The sequence below is a fragment of the Saccharothrix longispora genome, from assembly GCF_030852425.1.
In the GTDB taxonomy this organism is placed as follows: domain Bacteria; phylum Actinomycetota; class Actinomycetes; order Mycobacteriales; family Pseudonocardiaceae; genus Actinosynnema; species Actinosynnema longispora.
Genome location: NZ_NSDM01000010.1, coordinates 329,929 through 350,553 on the forward strand (window position 1 = coordinate 329,929; position 20,625 = coordinate 350,553).

Annotated in this window: 15 protein-coding genes; 10 read left to right on the forward strand and 5 right to left on the reverse strand. The window is 73.1% G+C overall.

What is annotated here, in order from left to right:
* The first annotated feature begins 100 nt into the window (after positions 1 to 100).
* Positions 101 to 1,012, forward strand: coding sequence for a hypothetical protein (locus CKY47_RS23815; protein ID WP_306748248.1), 912 nt, complete (start codon positions 101 to 103; stop codon positions 1,010 to 1,012).
* Here the strand turns inward: CKY47_RS23815 and CKY47_RS23820 are convergent.
* Genes CKY47_RS23820 through CKY47_RS23835 form a run of 4 tightly spaced genes read right to left on the reverse strand, consistent with a single transcriptional unit; the run spans position 1,003 to position 5,014 of the window.
* Complete coding sequence (locus CKY47_RS23820) at positions 1,003 to 2,019, reverse strand: LacI family DNA-binding transcriptional regulator (RefSeq protein WP_306748249.1); 1,017 nt, start codon at positions 2,017 to 2,019, stop codon at positions 1,003 to 1,005. The two genes, CKY47_RS23815 and CKY47_RS23820, sit on opposite strands and share 10 nt — an antisense overlap.
* A gap of 21 nt (positions 2,020 to 2,040) precedes the next feature.
* On the reverse strand, positions 2,041 to 2,844 hold the full coding sequence (locus CKY47_RS23825; protein WP_306748250.1) for a carbohydrate ABC transporter permease: 804 nt from the start codon (positions 2,842 to 2,844) through the stop codon (positions 2,041 to 2,043).
* On the reverse strand, positions 2,841 to 3,671 hold the full coding sequence (locus tag CKY47_RS23830) for a carbohydrate ABC transporter permease (protein WP_306748252.1): 831 nt from the start codon (positions 3,669 to 3,671) through the stop codon (positions 2,841 to 2,843). The genes CKY47_RS23825 and CKY47_RS23830 overlap by 4 nt, the downstream gene beginning before the upstream one ends.
* 2 nt (positions 3,672 to 3,673) lie before the next feature.
* Positions 3,674 to 5,014 carry an ABC transporter substrate-binding protein gene (locus CKY47_RS23835; RefSeq protein ID WP_306748253.1) on the reverse strand — a complete coding sequence of 447 codons (1,341 nt, stop codon included), beginning with the start codon at positions 5,012 to 5,014 and terminating at the stop codon, positions 3,674 to 3,676.
* Positions 5,015 to 5,106: 92 nt separating this feature from the next.
* On the opposite strand from CKY47_RS23835, the gene CKY47_RS23840 reads away from it, so the two are divergent.
* The 4 genes from CKY47_RS23840 (at position 5,107) to CKY47_RS23855 (ending at position 9,996) form a co-directional block, all read left to right on the forward strand.
* Positions 5,107 to 6,162, forward strand: a complete 1,056-nt coding sequence (locus CKY47_RS23840; protein ID WP_306748254.1) for a LacI family DNA-binding transcriptional regulator — start codon at positions 5,107 to 5,109, stop codon at positions 6,160 to 6,162.
* 743 nt (positions 6,163 to 6,905) lie between these two features.
* Positions 6,906 to 8,228 (forward strand): CE1 family esterase, encoded by a 1,323-nt coding sequence (locus CKY47_RS23845; protein ID WP_306748255.1) that lies wholly within the window; start codon positions 6,906 to 6,908, stop codon positions 8,226 to 8,228.
* A gap of 299 nt (positions 8,229 to 8,527) precedes the next feature.
* Positions 8,528 to 9,136: a substrate-binding domain-containing protein gene (locus CKY47_RS23850; RefSeq protein WP_306748256.1), complete on the forward strand. Its 609-nt coding sequence runs from the start codon at positions 8,528 to 8,530 to the stop codon at positions 9,134 to 9,136.
* Between the two features lie 8 nt (positions 9,137 to 9,144).
* Positions 9,145 to 9,996, forward strand: coding sequence for a sugar phosphate isomerase/epimerase family protein (locus CKY47_RS23855; protein WP_306748257.1), 852 nt, complete (start codon positions 9,145 to 9,147; stop codon positions 9,994 to 9,996).
* A gap of 18 nt (positions 9,997 to 10,014) precedes the next feature.
* Here the strand turns inward: CKY47_RS23855 and CKY47_RS23860 are convergent, their stop codons facing one another.
* Positions 10,015 to 11,037 carry a LacI family DNA-binding transcriptional regulator gene (locus CKY47_RS23860; RefSeq protein WP_306748258.1) on the reverse strand — a complete coding sequence of 341 codons (1,023 nt, stop codon included), beginning with the start codon at positions 11,035 to 11,037 and terminating at the stop codon, positions 10,015 to 10,017.
* Between the two features lie 713 nt (positions 11,038 to 11,750).
* Between CKY47_RS23860 and CKY47_RS23865 the strand changes: the two genes are divergently transcribed.
* The 5 genes from CKY47_RS23865 to CKY47_RS23885 all read left to right on the forward strand — a co-directional run bounded on the left by CKY47_RS23865 (position 11,751) and on the right by CKY47_RS23885 (position 20,608).
* Entirely contained in the window at positions 11,751 to 13,079 is a 1,329-nt protein-coding gene (locus CKY47_RS23865; RefSeq protein WP_306748259.1) for a glycoside hydrolase family 6 protein, read from the forward strand.
* Between the two features lie 368 nt (positions 13,080 to 13,447).
* Positions 13,448 to 14,467: a cellulose binding domain-containing protein gene (locus CKY47_RS23870; RefSeq protein ID WP_306748260.1), complete on the forward strand. Its 1,020-nt coding sequence runs from the start codon at positions 13,448 to 13,450 to the stop codon at positions 14,465 to 14,467.
* 87 nt (positions 14,468 to 14,554) lie between these two features.
* The gene (locus CKY47_RS23875) at positions 14,555 to 16,189 is read left to right on the forward strand and encodes a glycoside hydrolase family 27 protein (RefSeq protein WP_306748261.1); all 1,635 of its coding nucleotides are present in this window, start codon (positions 14,555 to 14,557) and stop codon (positions 16,187 to 16,189) included.
* 28 nt (positions 16,190 to 16,217) lie between these two features.
* Positions 16,218 to 17,594 carry a glycoside hydrolase family 43 protein gene (locus CKY47_RS23880; RefSeq protein ID WP_306748262.1) on the forward strand — a complete coding sequence of 459 codons (1,377 nt, stop codon included), beginning with the start codon at positions 16,218 to 16,220 and terminating at the stop codon, positions 17,592 to 17,594.
* Between the two features lie 161 nt (positions 17,595 to 17,755).
* Positions 17,756 to 20,608, forward strand: coding sequence for a glycosyl hydrolase family 95 catalytic domain-containing protein (locus CKY47_RS23885; protein WP_306748263.1), 2,853 nt, complete (start codon positions 17,756 to 17,758; stop codon positions 20,606 to 20,608).
* Positions 20,609 to 20,625 lie beyond the last annotated feature (17 nt).

Sequence of the window (20,625 nt, forward strand, 5' to 3'; positions counted from 1 at the left end):
GGCCCGCAGCCACGGCAACCAGGGAGTGGTCCCACCGGCGCACGGCCCAGCAGACTCGATCGGACGGAATCCGCTGGTCGAGCCGAGTGAGGTGTGCGCCATGGCCCGAGTCCCGGCCGTCGCCGGAACCGTTCGTCCCACCAGACCCGGGCGGCTGGTGCTCGGCAGCGCGGCCGCGGGCGTCCTGCTGGCCGTCCTGTGGTCCTACGAGCTGGTCGACCACGTGATCGGCGCGAACGTGGCCAACGCGCTGCTCGGCGAGGACGCCGCGACCGCGTCGATCGCGGGCACCGCCGCGGGTCTGGCGTTCGCGTTCGTCTCCGGCCTCGCGGGCACCTTCACCGCGTGCAACATCGCCATGGCCGCGTCCATCGGACCGATGAGCCAGGCGAGCGGGGCGGCGTCGGGCACCGCGCGGGCACTGGCGCGCCCCCTCGGCTGGTTCACCGCGGGCATGGTCGGGGTGTCGGCGGTCTACGGCGCGGTCGGCGTGCTCGTCGGCACGAGCCTGCCCCAGCTGTCCACCGCGACCGTCGGCGCGATGCCGGCGCGCCTGGTGCAGTCGGCGGTCGTGTTCGGCGTCGTCGGCCTGGCGCTGACCTACCTCGGTCTCGCGGCCCTCGGCGTCGTGCCCGACCTGTTCCGCGCCCGCCCGGTCGCCCGGGTGGTGGTGCTCGGCGCGCTGGTCGGCGCGTTCCTGATCGGCCGCCCCTACCCGTTGTTCATCAAGCTGTTCCGCTCCGCGGTCGAGTCCGGGAACCCGCTGTACGGCGCGGGCACGTTCGTGCTCCAGTCCATCGGCAACATCCTGCTCGCGGTGATCGTGTTCACGGTGCTCGCCCTGGTCACCAAGGGCCGGTTCCTGCGGTGGTTCGGCGGCAACCAGCACCGCACCGCGGTCGTCAGCTCGGCGCTGCTCATCGCCCTGGGCGTCTTCCTCCTCGTGTACTGGGACGTCCGCGTCCCGGCGATCTTCGGGTTCGGCTGGTTCCCGACCATGCCCTACAACTGACGGGGGGCCGGCGGTGAGGTGCTGGCGCGGAGGACGAGTTCGGTGGGGAGGACGACCCGGTGGTGCGCCGGTGACCCGTGGTGGGCGCTCAGGACCGCCAGCCGGGTGGCCTCGGCGGCCATGTCGCGCAAGGGCTGGCGGATCGTGGTGAGACCCGGCGTGGCCCACCTCGCGGGCGGCAGGTCGTCGAAGCCCACCACGCTCAGGTCGTCGGGCACGCGCAGGCCCCTGTCGTGGGCGGCCTGGTAGACACCGAGCGCCTGGGCGTCGTTGCAGGCGAACACGGCCGTCGGCGGGTCGGGCAGGCGGAGCAGCTCGTGCGCGTGCCGGCGACCGTTCTCCACCTGGTAGGCGCCGTCGCGGACCAGGGCGCGGTCCAGCGGGACGCCCGCGGTGTCGAGGGCGGCGCGGTAGCCGGTGAGTCGCTCCCGGGCGGACAGCGCGCCCGCGGGCCCGGTGATCACCGCGATCCGCCGGTGCCCCAGCTCCAGCAGGTGCCGGGTGGCGGCCAGGCCACCCTCCCGGTTGGCCGCGTGGACCGCCGCCACCCCCGGACCGGGCTCGGTGATCGGGTCCACCAGCACGACGGGGATCACGCGGCCCGCCAGCCGGGCGCGCTGCTCGGCGGTCGGCGCGCACAGCACCGAGACGACGGCCCGGGACCGGCGGGAGACGACGGCCTCGATCCACGTGTCGCCGGGTGCCGGCCGACCACCGGGGTCCGACAGGACCACGGCCACGCGGTGGGCCTCGGCGGCGCGGGCGGCGCCCCGGATGACCTCCATCGCGTACGGGCCGGTGAGCCCGTGCAGGACCAGCTCCAGCAGCGGGGCGGTGACGAACCGCGTCCGCGGTCGGTAGCCGTGCGTCAGCATGATCTCCTCGATCGCCGCACGGGTGCCCGCCGCGACGTCACCGCGTCCGTTGAACACCTTCGACACCGTGGTGGTGGACACCCCGGCCAGCGCGGCCACCTGGGCGATGGTGATGTCGGGCGTGGGCTTCACGGACAGTCTCCTTCGATCGGGTCAGCGGACCGAGGCCCACGCGACCAGGGCGTCGGCGAACCGGCGGCGCAGCAGGACGAGCGGCACGACCACCGGCGCGGTGATCAGCAGCGCACCCGCGCACAGCAGCGGCACGTCGGTGCCCCAGCGGCCCTGGAACGCGCCGAGCGCGCCCGCCGCCGTCCGCCGCAGGGGGTCGTCGACCAGGACCAGGGCGAACAGCAGGTGGTTCCACGTCCACACCGACAGCAGCAGCGCCGACGACCGCAGCGCGTCGCCCGCGGGGGGCAGGTGCACGTGCCGGAACACCGCCCACGGGCCCGCCCCGTCCACGCGGGCGCACTCGGCCGGCTCGGCGTCCGCCGACGCGAAGTGGGTCCGCATCCACACGACCCCGAACGGCAGGTGCACGGCGATCAGCGGCAGCACCAGCCCCGCCGTCGTGTCGAGCAGCCCCAGGTCGCGGACCAGCTGGTACAGCGGGACGACGATCGCCTCCCGGGGCAGCACCAGCCCGACCACGAACAGGCCGAGCACGGCGCGGGAACCGGGGAACGGCAGCCGCGCCAGCCCGTAGCCGGCCGCGGTGGACAGCACGAGGACCGCGGGCACCACGGCGAGCACGACCACCAGTCCCGACAGCAGCGCCCGGTCCACCAGCGCGGTCCGGAACGCCAGCGCGAAGTTCGACCAGTGCGGGTCGTCCGGCCAGGTCAGGCCCGGGGGATAGGTGCCGGGCGGGTGCAGGGCGGTGAGGAACAGCTCCGCCAGCGGCAGCACCGTCACGACGGCGAGCCCGACGCGCACGAGCACCCCGGCCCTCACCGCGACCACCGCAGCACCGGGGCGACCACGGCCAGCACCAGCACCACGAGCACCACGGCCAGGGCCGACGCCAGGCCCACCCGGCGCTCCGTGAAGGCCAGGTGGAACACCTCCAGCGCGGGGACCGACGTCGCACCGCCGGGTCCGCCGAGGGTCGTCACGTACACGACGTCGAAGCTCGACAGGGCGGCGACCGAGGTGATCACCACGCACACGCCGACCTCCCGGCGCACCCCCGGCAGCGTCACCGCGCGGAACTCCCCCCACCGCCCCGCACCGTCCAGGCGGGCGGCCTCGTACAGGGTCGGGTCCAGCCGCCGCACGCCCGCCGACAGCAGCAGCGCGCACGTCCCGAGCAGCGCCCACGCCCCGATGACCCCCACGGCGGCGAGCGCGGTCGACGAGTCGCCCAGCCACGTCCGCGCCACCCCGTGGAGCCCCACCGCCTCCAGCGACCGGTTCACCGCGCCCGTGGAGGACAGCAGCACGCTCCACGCCAACCCCGCCGCGACCGGCGGCACGGCCTGCGGCAGGAGCAGGACCAGCGAAGGACCCGGCCGCACCGCGGCGGCCAGGGCGAGGCCGAGCAGGACCGGCCCGGCGGCGAACGCCACGACCAGCAGCAGCGCGTGCGCCAGGGGGGCGACCAGGTCCGGGTCGGTGAACACGGCGGCGTAGTTGTCCCAGCCGACCCACGTCGACGGTCCCACGCCGTCCCACCGGTACAACGAGTACTGGGCGGTCAGCGCCAGTGGTCGCAGCACGAACACCCCGTACACGGCGAGCGCGGGGAGCACGAACAGCCACCCGAGCCGGCGGCCGGCCACCCTCAGCCCCCGGTCTGGGCGACGTAGTCGGCCTGCACGCCGGCGAGCAGCCCCTCGGGGGTCAGGTCGCCCTCCACGAGCTGCTGCAACCGGGGCGTCCAGCTCCTGGCGTACACGGAGCCGGTGGCGTTCGCGATGAAGTCCATCGCCGCGTCGTCCGCCAGCACCTCGTCGGTGGCCGCGAACGTGGCGGCGGTGACCGAACCGGGCTCGACCGGCAGCGTCGGGTCGACCGGCCCGAGGGGCCGTGCCCCGCCGACGCGCACCACGAGGTCCCGGGCGGCCCGGTCCGACGCGGCCCAGTCCAGGAACACCGCCGCGCAGTCGGGGTGCGCGGCCCGTGCCGCGATCCCGAACGACGGCGGTCCGGCCATCGCCGCGCGGGGCGCGCCCGCGGTCAGCGGCGGCGTGAGGAAGAACCCGACGCGGCCGGGCATGCGGCGGTCGAGCGCGGCGGACTCCCAGTCCCCGTTGACCATGAACAGCGCCCGGCCGGAGGCGAACCGGTCCACCATGCGCGCGTAGTCGGTGGCGTTGAGGTCCGCGTCGAAGTAGCCGGCGGCCAGCCAGCGCGCCAGGTGCCGCGCGGCCTCGGTGTTGGGCGGGGTGTCGATCCGCGCCCCGGGCCGCTGGAACGTCCAGTCGTCGATCGCCCTCGTCGAGCCGTACGCGCCCATCAGGCTCTGCAGGGGGAACGTCAACCCGCCCGTCGCGCCGCCGTTGAACCCCGCCAGCGGGGTGATGCCCGCCCGCGCGGCGCGGGCGAGGGCGTCGTCCAGCTCGGCCAGGGTGCCCGGCTCGCGCACGCCGATCCGCGCCGCCAGCTCCTTGTTGTAGAAGAACCCCGTCACGCTGGTGGACAACCCCGTCGCGTACAGCGGACCTTCGCCGCGCGGCCGGCCGCCGTTCCCGACGCGCAGCGGGCGCGTCTGCGAGGGCGGCCGGCCGGCCCACCCGAACCGGCGGGCGTAGCCGTCGAGGCCCAGCAGCAACCCGGCGCCCGCGACGTCGGAGATCTGCGGCAGGCGCATGAGGTCCGGCGGCTCGTCGGCCAGCACGCGCGGCGCGTTGCGGGTGAGGACGTCGAACGGCTCCTCCCGGATGTCCCACGTGACGTTCGGGTGCTGCCGGGTGAACTCGTCCGCCAACGCCCTGGCGAGCGGGAAGCCGGTCTCGAAGCGGGCGCGCAACGTCACCGGCGAAACCCCGCAGGAGGGGGCCGCGGCCGTGCCCGCCGTGGCCGCGGTGGGCACGGCGTCGGAGCCCGGCGCGGTGCAGCCGGCGACGGACAACGTCAACGCGGCTGCCGCCGTCACGGCGCGGCGGATATCCGGGCGCTGCATCGCGTTCTCCTCACTGGGACCTGCTAAATCGTGTTAGCGTCGCGAAATCGTGACGGATCGTGCTGGGGTCGCGGATCGGGAGGTGGTCCCCGGTGGGGCGGAGGCGGGTGACGCTGGCCGACGTCGCGGCGGCGAGCGGCGTGTCCAGCACGACCGCGTCGCTCATCCTCAGCGGACGCGCGCGCGAGCTGCGCATCTCCGAAGAGGCGGAACGCCGGGTGCGGGCCAACGCGCAGGAGCTGGGCTACCGGCGCAACACCCTGTCGGTGGGCCTGCGCACCGGTCGCACGCGGACGATCGGCTTCGTGTCCGACACCGTCGCCTCGTCCGGCCTCGCCGGCAACATGATCAAGGGCGCGGTGGACGCCGCCCACCGGCGCGGCTCCATGCTCTTCGTCGGCGAGTCCGGGGGTGACCCGGAGGTGGAGCGGGCGCTGGTCGAGGCCATGCACGACCGGCAGGTGGACGGGATCGTCTTCGCCGCCATGTACACCAGGTCGGTCGCCGTCCCGGAAGGGCTGGGCGACGGGCCCGCCGTGCTGCTCAACGCCATGCCCGCGTCCCGCTCGACCGTCCCCTCGGTGCTGCCCGACGAGGTGCGGGCGGGCCGCTCGGCCGCGCGGGCGATCCTCGACGCGGGACACCGGTCGGGCATCCACCTGATCGGCGCGGGCCCGGACCTGGACGACATCCCGCCCAACAGCGTCGCCGCCGTGGAACGGCTCATCGGCCTGCGCCAGGCGTTCGCGGAGGCGGGCGTCGAGCCGGCCGGCGCGCACCGCTGTCCCAGGTGGATGCCGGAGGACGGCTACGACACCACCCGCGCGATCCTGCGGAGCCACCGCCCCGAGGCGCTGGTGTGCTTCAACGACCGCTTGGCGTTCGGGGCCTACCAGGCGCTGGGCGAGGCCGGTCTGTCCGTGCCGGACGACGTCTCGGTGATCGGGTTCGACGACCATCCCATCGCCTCCTGGATGCGTCCGCGGCTGACGACCGTGGCCCTGCCGCACCACGAACTGGGTGTGCGCGCGGTGGACGTGTTGCTGGACCTGTTCGAACGGCGTCGGCGCACGGGGAGGTCGCCGGCCGTCCACCGGGTGCCGATGCCGCTGCGCGAGGGCGGTTCGGTGCGCGTGCGGTCCTCCTGACGACGCTCCGACCCGGTGGGACCGGCGGCCCCGGAGGGTGGTCGCGAGCGCTCCCTCGACCCGTGACGTCCTGGTGACACGCAGTGTGCCATCCGTTTGTTCACGCTCACAAGGCATCGCAGATGGGCAAAGCCGGCCAACTGCTCCGAATGGCGGCTCGTTTCGAAATATTTCGTTCTACCTGGGTGTATGTCAACGAAGTGATCGAAAATTTCGTTGCGATTCTTCGGTTCAGCTAAAGTTAGCGCTAACATCTTTAGCTTTGACGCGGTGTGTCCGCCTGGTTACATTCCTCGCGTCGGGACCTGTGTCCGGTTCCGGCGCCCTCCCGGTCGGCCGGCTCCGCCAGGGCCGGCCGACCGTCGACGACGACGTGGGGAGACCTCGATGCGACCGCGCACGTCGATCCCGCCCGCGTCGCTCCCGGCGTCGGCGGTCCCGGGTGCCCGGTGTCGGGCAGGTGCGGGACGCGCGGGTGTCCCCGGTCGGGGGCGGGTGAGCGCGCGCACCGCGCCCCGCAACGCCTCGATCCCGACCGGTGGCCGGGTGGAGCCCGGGCTCGACGGCCCGGAGGCCGCCACCCGTTCTCCGGTGGCGGTCCAATGCCTTCGCGCGCGCCGACCGGCACCCGCGTCGGTCCACCCGGACCGACGCCGGCTGCCGAACCCGCTCGACCGACGCCGCCGGCACCGACGCCGCCGGCGCACCCACCTCGCCGGTAGAACGGCGGAAGGAGTCGTGTGATGTCGAGGCAGAGAACCTCCCGGTTGATCGCCGGGGCCGTGGCGCTGGTGGCGCTCGCGGCGAGCGTCACGGCGCTGAGCACGGGATTCGGCGCGGCGGCGGCACCCACGTCGACAGGCGCCCAGGCGACGACCGCCGGGTGCGGCAAGGCCCCGGCGCTGCGGAGCGGGACGCACACGATCCAGAGCGGCGGCCGGAACCGCACGTTCATCCTGCGCGTCCCGGACAACTACACCAACACCAGGGCGTACCGGCTGATCTTCGCCTTCCACTGGTGGCACGGCACGGCGAACGACGTCGCCTCCGGCGGGAGCGGCGGCGCGGCCTGGTCCTACTACGGGCAGCAGGAGCAGTCGAACAACAGCGCGATCCTCGTCGCGCCCCAGGGCATCGACAACGCGTGGCCCAACACCGGTGACCAGGACGTCACGTTCGTCGACGACGTGCTCAGGCGGATCGAGGCCGAGCTCTGCGTCGACACGGCGCTGCGCTTCGCGACCGGGTTCAGCTACGGCGGCGGCATGAGCTACGCGCTGGCGTGCGGACGGGCGAACGTCTTCCGGGCGGTGGCCGTGTTCGGGGGCGCGCAGCTGAGCGGCTGCAACGGCGGCACGCAGCCCGTCGCCTACCTGGGCATCCACGGCATCGGCGACACGGTGCTCGACATCTCGCAGGGTCGGTCGCTGCGCGACAGGTTCGTCCGGAACAACGGCTGCACGGCCACCACCCCGCGGGAACCCGCCGCGGGCAGCCTGACGCACGTCACGACCGCGTACCAGGGGTGCCGCGCCGGGTACCCGGTGGTGTGGGCCGCGTTCGACGGCGGGCACCTGCCCGGCGCCGTGGACGGGTGCGCCTGCGAGGACGGCGCCAGGTCGTGGACCAAGGGCGAGGTCTGGAGGTTCTTCTCCCAGTTCGAGGGAACCCCGCCGGGCAGCACGACCACGACCACGACGACCACCACGACAACGACGACGACCACCACCACGAACCCGCCCGGTGACGCCTCGTGCCGGGTGGCCGACAAGGTCAACGCCTGGAACGGTGGTCTGACCTCGGAGATCACGATCACCAACACCGGCTCGGAGCCGGTCCGCGGCTGGTCGCTGGTGTTCACGCTGCCGGGTGGGCAGACCATCACCTCGGGCTGGAACGCGACGTACTCCCCGTCGTCCGGCCAGGTGACGGCGAGGAACGCGGCGTACAACGGCGACATCGCCCCGAACGCCTCGGTGGGCATCGGCTTCCAGGCCACCCACACCGGCAACCCGGGTGCGCCCGCGTCGTTCGCGCTCAACGGGGCGGCCTGCACGATCGCCTGACCGGGGAGCGGAACCCGGGAATCGGAACCCCGGGGGCGGGACCGACGACGGTCCCGCCCCCGGGGTCTTGACGTCTTCGGGGACCACCGCGTGGTCGCCACCGTCTCGACCGACGGCTTGTGAACGACAACATCTCTGCGGCACCGATCTGGTCGAATCCACATTAGACAATCGCAATCTGCCGGCACAAGAACAAGTCTGAGCGTTACGCCGGACGTTTAGCGCTAACAATTTTTGCAGTTTTGAGCGTTGACGCTCCACATCGTCGCTGGTTACGGTGCCGACGAGGACCCGTCGCGGTGCGGCACCCGATCGGCGGGTTCGCGTTCGGCGCGGACGGCGCCGAGTTCCTGGAGGAGGTGGCGTCGGGCGGCAAGGTCCTGGCGCTGCGCCTCCTGCCCGGTGTGGACGTGCTGGAGCAGCGGTGGGCCGCGGCGAGCGAGATCTTCGCGGACAGCGGGCTGGACGTCGTCGGCGTCGAGTGCACCGACGGGGACGCGGCCAGGACCAAGGCCGTCGTCGACGACTACCTCCAGCGCGAGGGCCGGATCGACGGCGTGTGGATGGACGCCGGCGCGACCGCCGTCGCCGCGGTCGAGGCGTTCCAGGACGCGGGCGCGCCCATCCCGCCGTTCGTCGGTGAGGACCAGCAGGACTTCCTGCGCACCTGGGTGGCGGAGGGGATGACCGCGATCGCGCCCACCTACCCCACGTTCCAGTGGCGCACGCCGGTCATCGCCGCGCTGCGCGTCCTCGCGGGCGAGCCGGTGCCCCGGGAGTGGGTGCTGCCCCAGCCGGAGGTGACCGGCGCCGACGTCGCGGACTTCATCCGGGACGACATGCCGCCGCTGCACTACGCCATGTGCGGCTGCGAGTCGATGCCGGGCTACCCCGGTCCGTGGAAGTAGGCGCGGGCGTGTGGGACATCGGCGTCAGCACCTGGGTCTGGGCGTCACCGCTCACCGACGACGTCCTGGCCCGGCTCGCGCCGCGCATCCGCGACTGGGGCTTCGACGTCGTCGAACTGCCGGTGGAGAACCCCGGCGACTGGGACCCGCACCGGGCGGCGGACCTGCTGGCGGACCTCGGCCTGGGCGCCGCGGTGTGCCTCGTCATGCCACCCGGCCGGGACCTGCTCGCAGCGGGCGCCGTCGCCGGGACCCGGGACTACCTGCGGCACGTGGTGGACGTCGCGGCGGTCGTCGGCAGCGGTGTGGCGGCGGGGCCGGCGTACGGCCCGGTGGGCCGCACCTGGCGCGTCGGGAACCGGCCGGAGGTCTACGCCGAGCTGCGCGAGAACCTCGCCCCGGTCGTCGAGCACGCGGCGTCGACGGGCGTGCGCCTGGCGGTGGAGCCGCTGAACCGCTACGAGAACAGCCTGCTCAACACGGTCGAACAGGCCCTGGAGGCGCTGGACGGCCTGTCCGACGAGGGGTGCGGGCCGGCGCTGGACACCTACCACATGAACATCGAGGAGTCCTCGCCGGTCGAGGCCATCCGGACCGCGGGCGCGCGGATCGCACACGTCCAGGTGTGCGCCAACGACCGGGGCACGCCGGGGGAGGACCACCAGGACTGGCCCGCGCTGCTGCGGGCGCTGGCCGACGCCGGCTACCGCGGCCCGCTGTGCATCGAGTCGTTCACGCCGGACAACGCCGCGATCGCGACGGCCGCCTCGATCTGGCGGCCCCTGGCCGCCTCGCCCGACGCCCTCACCACCGGGGGACTGGCGTTCCTGCGGGCCGCCGGCGCGCCGTTCCGGTGGTGAGCGCGCCCCACCGGTCCCTCAGCGCGGCGGCGCCACGGAGCCCCTGCCGCGGACGGGCATGGGGACGTGGTGGGCCGTGCCCCCGCACGACCGGTCCGCGCCGTGCTGCTCGGACGGGGAGAGGAGGAGGTCGACGGCCTTCGCCCCGAGGTCGTGGTGCGGGAAGGCGACGGTGGTCAGGCCGGGGCGGAGCCAGGAGGCGACGGGGTGGTCGCCGAAGGAGACGACGGAGACGTCGTCGGGCACGCTGAGACCCGCGTCCTGCAACGCCTGGTACGCGCCGAAGGCGAGCCGGTCGTCGAGGCAGACCAGCGCGCGGGGGCGTTCCGCGCGCAGCAGGTCGCGCGTCGCCTCGAAACCGTGCTGCGGCAACCACCACCGGCACGGGCGCCCGCTCTCCACTTCGACGCCGGCCTCGCCCAGCGCCTGGCGGACACCGGTGAGCCGGTCCAGGGCGGCCGTCCGCCCGAAGGGGACGTCGCCGTCCGGGCCGGCGCCGACGACGTGGATGCCCTCGCCGTGGCCCGCGTCGAGGAGCACGCGCGCGGCGGCGCGCCCGCCCTGGACCTCGTCGGGCAGGACCCGGGGCAGCGGTGACGGCTCCGAGGGCAGCACGTTGAGCAGCACCGCGGCGCCGACGGCCAGCCCGGCCGGGACGCTGCTCGTCCTGGTGTGCGCCGCGGCCAGGACGATGCCGTCCACGCGGTGGTCGTGCATCGTCCCGATCAACGCCCGCTCGGCGCGGGCGTCGCCCTCCGTCTCGCCGAACAGCAACGTCACGCCGTGCCGGCGGGCCGCGGCGAGCGCGCCCCCGACCACGTCGCCGGCGACCCGCGAGCCGGAGACCGAGTCGGACACGAACGCGATCGTCCGCGTCCTCGTCCCGTGCCGCCCCACCGGGGACCGGTTCCGCCGGTACTCCATCTCCGCCGCGGCCTCGCGGACCCGACGCTGCACGCCTTCGGAGATCCGCAGGTCGCGGCCGCGCCCCGACAGCACCAGGGACACGGTGGTCTGGGAAACGCCGACCACCTTGGCCACATCCGCGAGCGTGACCCGTCGTGAGCCCAAGGTGGACCTCCCGTTCTCCGCCAAGAGCCGCCAAGAGTCCGACTCATCCGAGCGTGGTCCCGACGGTTACTCATGACAGCCCTCGGGTTCCCACGTCGTCAAGAGAGCAGGCACGTCGAGTTTCGCGGAGTTGCGTGGGCGAGGTCGCCCGAAGCTCTCGGGCTCTTGGATCGGAGAGCAGGTCGATGCCGTCGACTGAGTACTACTCATCGCACCGGTGACGAGGTCGGGCCGGATCTCGGCTCCCGGCCGTCGGCCGGTCCGCCGTCGAGCGGTGGACGACCGGGCGACCGGATGCGACTCCCGGGGACCGCTGTGATGTGAGCGTTAACAAGCTACTGATTCAGCGGTGGCTCTTCGCTGTCGTATACGAAAGAGTGCTAAAGTTAGCGCTAACATATTTAGCTCAGTCGGCAATTGACTGCCTCATCCGGCATGGCTAGATTGACTCGAAGTCGAATCCCTTCGCGTGTGGCCATGACCTTCGGCGACCACACGTCTGGGAGCGCTCCCAGGGCGAACGCGCCCACCTGACACAGCAACGACGCTGCGAGGACATCGGATGAGAGCAACGAACACGGCACGCGGCGGCGCCGCTGCCCCCTCCCCGGCCTCGTGACCGGAGGCGCGCCAGTCGCCGTCCCCGTCCAGAACGCTCACCCGGCACCCTGACAGGAGATCCCATGAAGCGGAGGAAGCGGGCAGCGTCCGCGTCCGTGCTCTCGATCGCGCTCGTGACCGGGGCCGCTGCCCTGGCCGTGGGCGGTGGCACGACCGCACAGGCCGCCGACTCGGCCTTCTACGTCGACACCTCCAACTCCAGCGCGAAGTGGGTCGCCGCCAACCCCGGCGACTCCCGGGCGGCGGTGATCCGCGACCGGATCGCCAACGTGCCGCAGGCGCGGTGGTACACCACGACCAACACCTCGTCGGTGCGCTCGGAGGTCAGCTCGTTCGTCGGCGCGGCGGCGGCGGCGGGGAAGATCCCGATCATGGTCGTCTACAACATCCCGAACCGCGACTGCGGTGGCGCCAGCGGTGGGGGCGCCCCGTCGCACCAGGCGTACCGGGCGTGGGTGGACGAGGTCGCGGCCGGTCTCGCCGGGCGCCCGGCGTCGATCATCCTGGAACCGGACGTGCTGCCGATCATGAGCAACTGCCAGAACGCGGACCAGCAGAGCCAGACCAGGGCCTCGATGGCCTACGCGGGCAAGAAGCTCAAGTCCGGGTCGTCGCAGGCGAAGGTGTACTTCGACATCGGCAACTCCGCGTGGCTCTCCCCGTCGGAGGCCGCCAACCGGCTGCGCGCCGCGGACGTCTCCAACAGCGCCGACGGCATCGCCAGCAACGTGTCGAACTACCGCACCACCTCCGCCGAGGTGTCCTACACCAAGGCCATCCTCAACGCGCTCGGCGACAGCAGGCTCAAGGCCGTCATCGACACCAGCCGCAACGGCAACGGCCCGCTGGGCGAGGAGTGGTGCGACCCGGCCGGGCGCGCGATCGGCATCCCCAGCACCACCAACACCGGGGACGCGCAGATCGCCGCGTTCCTGTGGGTGAAGCTGCCCGGCGAGGCGGACGGCTGCATCGCGCAGGCCGGCCAGTTCGTGCCGCAGCGCGCGTACGAGCTGGCGATGGCGGCGGGGCCGACGTCGACGACGACCACCACGACCACCACCAGCACGGGTGGCAACCCGGGCGGCGGCTGCACGGTCAGCCACCGGGTGGTCAGCCAGTGGTCGGGCGGGTACAGCGGCGAGATCGTGATCGGGAACCGGGGGCCGTCGATCAACGGGTGGACCCTCGTGTTCTCGGCGCCGGGTGTGTCCGTCACGCAGGGCTGGAACGGGACGTGGACCGACACCGGTGACGCGGTCCGCGTCGGCAACGCGTCCTGGAACGGCACGCTCGCGACCGGTGCGTCGGTGACCATCGGGTACAACGCGAACTACAGCGGGACCACGCCTCCGTTCTCCTCGCCGTCGTTGAACGGCACCGCGTGCTCCTGAGGCCGTAACCAGCCCCGAGCCGGGTCCCCGTCCGGAAGCATCGCCTCCTCCGGACGGGGACCCTTCGCGTGCGCTGCCCCCGCCGGGGTCCGTACCCCTTTGTGCACGTTCACAAAGCGACCGCTCGGAGACGTACGCCTCGGCTCCGCCGAACGGAGTCTTCCTCCAGGCGGTCGCGCTCTACCTGCACTTATCTGGCCAGTTCGAATGAGCTATTCGACAGTCGTCCGTGTTCCGCTAAAAGTTAGCGCTCACAAATTTAGCTTTGACCGACTGTAGTGGCCTGGTTACATTGCTCGAAGTGACCCGTCAACACGACGCAGGGAAACCGCGACCCGGTCCACTTCGGTCTCCCGGGAAGGCTCACCATGTCGAGCCCGCTGAAGGTGCTGTCCGGTGTGCTGGTGGCCGTGCTGCTGACGGCGCAGCCCGCCTTCGCGGCTCCTGCCACCGGGGACGCCGCCGCCCCGCTCGCGGCACCGGTGCGCGTGATGCCGTTGGGCGACTCGATCACCCAGGGCGGTTCGAGCGGCGGCTACCGGCTCGACCTGGGCGCGAAGCTGCGGTCCGCCGGGCGCGACGTCGACTTCGTCGGATCGGCGGTCGACGGGCCGTCCTCGATGCCGGACCGCGACCACGAGGGCCACCCCGGCTGGACCATCGCGCAGGTCGACGCCAACGTCGTGAACTGGCTGCGCGCCCACGCGCCGCGCACGGTCCTGCTGCACATCGGCACCAACGACATGTACGGCAGCGACCCGGCGGGCGCGCCGAGGCGCCTGTCGGCCCTGGTGGACAAGATCACCGCCCAGGCGCCGTCGGCGGACGTGTTCGTCTCGACGATCATCCCGATCCGGTTCGCGGACGCCACCGTGCGCGGCTACAACGCCGCGATCGTCCCGTTGTTGCGCGCCAAGGCGGCGGCCGGCAAGCGCGTCCACGTGGTGGACGCGTACCCGGCGGTGCCCGTCTCGGACCTGCCCGACGGCATCCACCCCGACACGGCGGGCTACGCGAAGATGGCGACGGTCTGGTACGACGCCCTGCGCTCGGTGCCGGGCAGCGTCGGCGACCAGCCGCAGCCCGGCGGCACGTGCACGGCCGCGCCGCGCGTGACCGGCAGCTGGGGCGGCGGCTTCCAGGGCGAGGTCACCGTCGCCAACCCCACCGCGTCGGCGATCACCGGGTGGACCGTGCGACTGGCGCTGCCCAACGGGCACGCCGTCTCGCAGGTCTGGGGCGGCACGGCGTCCGGCGCCGGAACGGTCACCGTGACCAACGCCCCCTACAACGGCGCGCTCGGCCCCGGCGCCTCGGCGGCCTTCGGGTTCATCGCGTCGGGTTCCGCGGCCGCGGCCGTCGGCACCGCCACGTGCACCGGTTCGTGAGCCCGCCGCACCCCGACGACCACCCCCCGACCCACGCCGTCGGCACCCACGCCGGCGGTCTCCCCACCTTGCGCGAAAGGGGCAACGATGCCCGCCCGACCCTGGAAAGCGCTCCACCTCGTGGTCGCCGTCCTGGTGGCGCTCACGACCGCCGTCGCGGGACCCGCCGCACAGGCGGCGCCCGGCAGTCCCGCCCTCACCCCGCCCCTCGGCTGGAACAGCTGGAACAGCTTCGGCTGCGGGATCACCGAAGCCCAGGTCCGCCAGGCCGCCGACGCGATGGTGTCCTCCGGGATGCGCGACGCGGGCTACCAGTACGTCGTCGTGGACGACTGCTGGTTCGACCCGCAGCGCGACTCCTCGGGCAACCTGCGGCACCACCCGACGAAGTTCCCCAGCGGCATGAAGGCGCTCGGCGACTACATCCACTCGAAGGGCCTGAAGTTCGGCATCTACCAGGCGCCCAACGAGAAGACCTGCGCGCAGGGCGTCGGCACGCACCCCGGCTCGACGGGCAGCAAGGGCCACGAGGTCCAGGACGCCCGGTCGTTCGCCTCGTGGGGCGTGGACTACCTGAAGTACGACTGGTGCTCGGGCGCCGGCACCCGTGACGAGCAGGTCGCCCGCTTCTCGATCATGCGCGACGCGCTGCGCGCCACCGGCCGCCCGATCGTCTACAGCATCAACTCCAACAGCTTCCACGCGCCGACGGGCGACAAGTACGACTGGGGTGAGGTCGCCGACCTGTGGCGGACCACCGAGGACCTGCTCGACATCTGGCAGAACGACAACACCAACAGCTACCCGATGGGCGTGGGCAACGTCCTCGACGTCACCGCGCCCCTGGCCGCGCAGACCGGCCCGGGGAACTGGAACGACCCGGACATGCTCGTCGTCGGCCGTCCCGGGCTCAGCCTCACCGAGTCCCGCGCGCACTTCGCGCTGTGGGCGCTGATGGCCGCGCCGCTCATGGCGGGCAACGACATCCGCACCATGTCCGCCGACGTCAGCGCGATCCTGCGCAACCCGCGGCTGCTCGCCGTGAACCAGGACCCGCTGGGCGCGGGCGGCAGGCGCGTGCGCGACGACGGCAACACGGAGGTCTTCGCCAAGGCCCTGTCCGACGGCTCGGTCGCGGTCGGGCTGCTCAACCGCGGTGGCGGCACCACCACCATCTCCACCACGGCCGCGCAGATCGGCCTGTCCGGCGGCGGGTTCACCCTCACCGACCTGTGGACCGGCGGCACGTCCACCAGCGCGGGCACGATCTCGGCGAGCGTGCCCGCGCACGGCGTCGCCGCGTTCCGGGTCACGGGCGGCAGCCCGATCACCGCCACCACCTCCCGACTGCGCGGCACCGGCTCGGGCCGCTGCCTCGACGTCGACAACGCCTCCACCGCCGCCGGCGCGGCCGTGGTGGTCTGGGACTGCCACACCGCCGCCAACCAGCTGTGGACCACCTGGGCCGGCGGTGAGGTGCGCGTGTTCGGCGACAAGTGCCTCGACGCGGACAACCAGGGCACCGCCAACGGCACCAGGGTGATCACCTGGTCGTGCAACGGCCAGGACAACCAGAAGTGGACGCTCGGCTCCGACGGGTCGCTGCGCAACGCGCGTGCCGGCCTGTGCCTGGACGTCGAGCGGGCCGCCACCGCCAACGGCTCGCGGCTGGTGCTGTGGACCTGCAACGGCCAGGCCAACCAGAAGTGGTCGCGGTCATGACCCGCCCCACCCCGACCAGGGAGACCCCGTGACGCGCACCCGCCCCACCCTGCGACGCGCTGTCGCCTGGACCCTGTCCGCCCTCTGCCTCGCCGCGCTGCTCCCCGGGGCGGCGAGGGCGGACAACCCGGTCGTGCAGCACATCTACACCGCCGACCCCGCGCCGCTGGTCCACAACGGCCGCCTCTACCTCTACACCGGCCACGACGAGGACGGCGCCACCTACTTCACCATGAAGGAGTGGCGCACCTGGTCCACCACCGACATGGTCAACTGGACCGACCACGGCTCGCCCATGAGCCTGTCCACCTTCTCGTGGGCGAAGGCCGACGCGTGGGCCGGGCAGGCCGTCGAGCGCAACGGCAGGTTCTACTGGTACGTGCCCGTGGTCAACCGCGCCACCAACCGCATGGCCATCGGCGTCGGTGTCGCCGACAGCCCCACCGGGCCGTTCCGCGACGCGCTCGGTCGACCGCTCGTCGAGAACGGCGAGATCGACCCCTCCGTGTTCATCGACGACAACGGTCAGGCGTACCTCTACTGGGGCAACCCCAACCTCTGGTACGTCCGCCTCAACGCCGACATGACCAGCTTCTCCGGCAGCCCGACCCGGATACCGCTCACCGCGGCGGGCTTCGGCGCCCGCACCGGCAACCCCGACAGGCCCACCCTGTACGAGGAAGCGCCGTGGGTCTACAAGCGCAACGGCTTGTACTACAACGTCTTCGCCGCCCAGTGCTGCTCGGAGTTCATCGCCTACTCCACCGCACCCGGCCCCACCGGACCGTGGACCTACCGGGGGACCCTGATGCCCACCCAGGGCAGCAGCTTCACCAACCACCCGGGCGTCGTCGACTACAAGAACAACTCGTACTTCTTCTACCACAACGGCGCGCTGCCGGGCGGTGGCGGCTACGCCCGCTCGGTCGCGGTGGAGAGGTTCACCTACAACGCCGACGGCACCATCCCGCGCCTCGGCATGACCACGAGCGGCCCGCCGCCCGTCGACGTGCTCAACCCCTACACCCGCCAGGAGGCCGAGACCATCGCGTGGGGGAGCGGCATCGAGACCGAGCCCGCCGGCGAGGGGGGCATGAACGTCGGCTGGATCGAGAACGGCGACTGGATCAAGGTCAGGAACGTCGCGTTCGGCAACGGCGCGTCGACGTTCACCGCCCGCGTCGCCTCGGGGACGTCCGGCGGCGCGCTGGAGGTCCGCACCGGCAGCGCGACCGGGGCCACCACCGCCCGCTGCACCGTGCCCGGCACCGGCGGCTGGCAGAACTGGACGACGGTCTCGTGCCCGGTCAACGGCCTGTCGGGGACCCAGGACGTGTACTTCCGGTTCACCGGCGGCAGCGGCTACCTGTTCAACGTCAACTGGTGGCAGTTCACCGCCAGGTGACCACCGGCCCGCCCGGCCGAGGACGCGTGGCCGAGGCCGGCGCGGGGGTGCGCCGCGGGACCGGGACCGCTCCCCGTCCCGCGGCGCACCACCCGTACCCCCGCCCTCACCCCCGTCCGACCGCGACCCGCTCCACGACCCCATCGGCTGAAGGAGACGGGATGTCCGACCTCACGCGAAGGCAGATGATCAGGTACGGCGCTGCGGGCGTCGGCGCCGCGCTGACCGCCCCGTCGTGGACCGCCACCGCGCACGCCGCCGCCGCGCCGCCCGAGGTCGGCGACCTCGCCCTGTGGTACGACGAGCCCGCGGGCTCGGACTGGCTGCGGGCGCTGCCGATCGGCAACGGCAGGATGGGCGCGATGGTGTTCGGCAACACCGACACCGAGCGGTTGCAGCTCAACGAGGACACGGTGTGGGCGGGCGGCCCGCACGACTACACCGACACCCGCGGCGCGGCGGCGCTGCCCGAGATCCGGCGGCTGGTGTTCGCCGACCAGTGGACGCGGGCCCAGGACCTGATCAACCAGGCGATGCTGGGCGACCCCGCCGCGCAGCTGGCCTACCAGCCCGTCGGCGACCTGCGGCTTGCCCTGCCGACCGCGAACGGCCTCAGCGGCTACCAGCGGTGGCTCGACCTGACCACCGCCACCACCGCCGTCACGTACACCGCGAACGGCGTGCGGCACCGCCGGGAGGTGTTCGCCGGCGCCCCGGACCAGGTCGTCGTCGTGCGGCTGACCGCGGAGACGCCCGGCTCGGTGTCGTTCACGGCGTCGTTCGGCACGCCGCAGCGCGCCTCGTCGTCCAGCCCGGACGGCACGACGATCGCGCTGGAGGGCGTGTCCGGCGACATGCGCGGCATCGCCGGCTCCGTGCGGTTCCTCGCGCTGGCCCGCGTGCTGGCCGAGGGCGGCTCCACCAGCTCCTCCGGCGGCTCGGTCCGGGTGGTCAACGCCAACGCCGTCACGCTGCTCGTCTCCATCGGCACCAGCCACGTCGACTTCCGCACGGTGAACGGCGACCACCAGGGGCGCGCCCGCACCCGGCTCACCGACGCGCAGGGCCTGTCGTTCGACGCGCTGCGCAGCCGGCACGTCGCCGACTACCAGGCCCTGTTCGGGCGGGTCACCCTCGACCTCGGCCGCACCGCGGCGGCCGACCAGACGACCGACGTGCGCATCGCCCGGCACAGCACCACCTCCGACCCGCAGCTGTCCACCCTGCTCTTCCAGTACGGCCGCTACCTGCTCATCTCGTCCTCCCGCCCGGGCACCCAGCCGGCGAACCTCCAGGGCATCTGGAACGACCTGATGACCCCGTCGTGGGAGTCGAAGTACACGATCAACGCCAACCTGCCGATGAACTACTGGCCGGCGAACACCACCAACCTCGCCGAGTGCCACCAGCCGGTCTTCCGGATGATCGACGACCTGGTGGTGACCGGCGCCCGGACCGCGCAGGCCCAGTACGGCGCGCGCGGCTGGGTCACCCACCACAACACGGACGCCTGGCGCGGCTCGTCGGTGGTCGACGGCGCGCTGTGGGGCATGTGGCAGACCGGCGGCGCGTGGCTGGCCACCCTGATCTGGGACCACTACCGGTTCACCGGCGACGTGGAGTTCCTGCGGTCGTACTACCCGGCGCTCAAGGGCGCCGCCCAGTTCTTCCTCGACACCCTGGTCACCGAACCGACCCTGGGCACGCTGGTGACCAACCCGTCCAACTCGCCCGAGCTGCCCCACCACGCCAACGCCAGCGTGTGCGCGGGACCGACGATGGACATGCAGATCCTGCGCGACCTGTTCGACGGCTGCGCCGCGGCCTCCGAGGTGCTCGGCGTGGACGCCGACTTCCGCGGCCAGGTCCGGTCGACGCGGCAGCGGCTCGCCCCGATGAAGGTCGGGTCGCGGGGCAACATCCAGGAGTGGTTGTACGACTGGGTGGAGACCGAGCCCCAGCACCGGCACGTCTCCCACCTGTACGGCCTGCACCCGGGCAACCAGATCACCCGGCGCGGCACGCCCGACCTGTTCGCCGCCGCCCGCCGCACCCTCCAGCTGCGCGGCGACGCGGGCACCGGCTGGTCCCTCGCCTGGAAGATCAACTTCTGGGCGCGGCTGGAGGAGGGCGGCCGGGCGCACGACCTGATCCGCTCCCTGGTGACCACCGAGCGGCTCGCGCCCAACATGTTCGACCTGCACCCGCCGTTCCAGATCGACGGCAACTTCGGCGCCACCTCCGGCATCGCCGAGATGCTGCTGCACAGCCACAACGGCGAGCTGCACGTCCTGCCCGCCCTGCCGTCGGCCTGGCCGAGCGGCAGCGTCACCGGCCTGCGCGGGCGCGGCGGCCACACCGTCGGCGCGACGTGGACCGGCGGCCGGAACACCGAGCTGACCGTCACGCCCGACCGCACCGGCGTCGTCCGCGTCCGCAGCCGGCTGTTCACCGGCACGTTCAGCCTGGTCGACAGCACCACCGGCACGGCCGTGCAGCCGGGCCGCCCCGAGTCCGACGTGGTCGAGTTCACCGCGCAGGCCGGCCGGACCTACCGGGCGACCGGTCAGGGCGGCAGCGGTCCGGTGGTCGAGGTCGGCGTCGACTACCGGCTCGTCGCCCAGCACAGCGGGAAGCTCGCCGACATCAGCGGCGCGTCCACCTCGGCCGGGGCGCTGCTGAACCAGTGGCCCGCCACCGGCGGTCTCAACCAGCGGTTCGACTTCCTCGACTCCGGCGGCGGCCACTACCGCGTGCGGGCCCGGCACAGCGGCCTGGTCCTCCAGGCGGCCGGCACCGGGACGGGCGCGGACGTGGCGCAGCGGCCCGACGTGAACGGCGAGGCCCAGCAGTGGCGGGTGGTGGACCAGGGCGGCGGGGTGATCAGTCTGGTCAACCGCCTGAGCGGGTTCGCGCTGGACGTGTGGTCGGCGTCGACGGCGGACGGTGCGCGCATCTCGCAGTGGACCGTCACCGGCGCGGCCAACCAGCGCTTCCAGCTCCAGCGGGTCTGACGGGCCGCGGGCCCGGG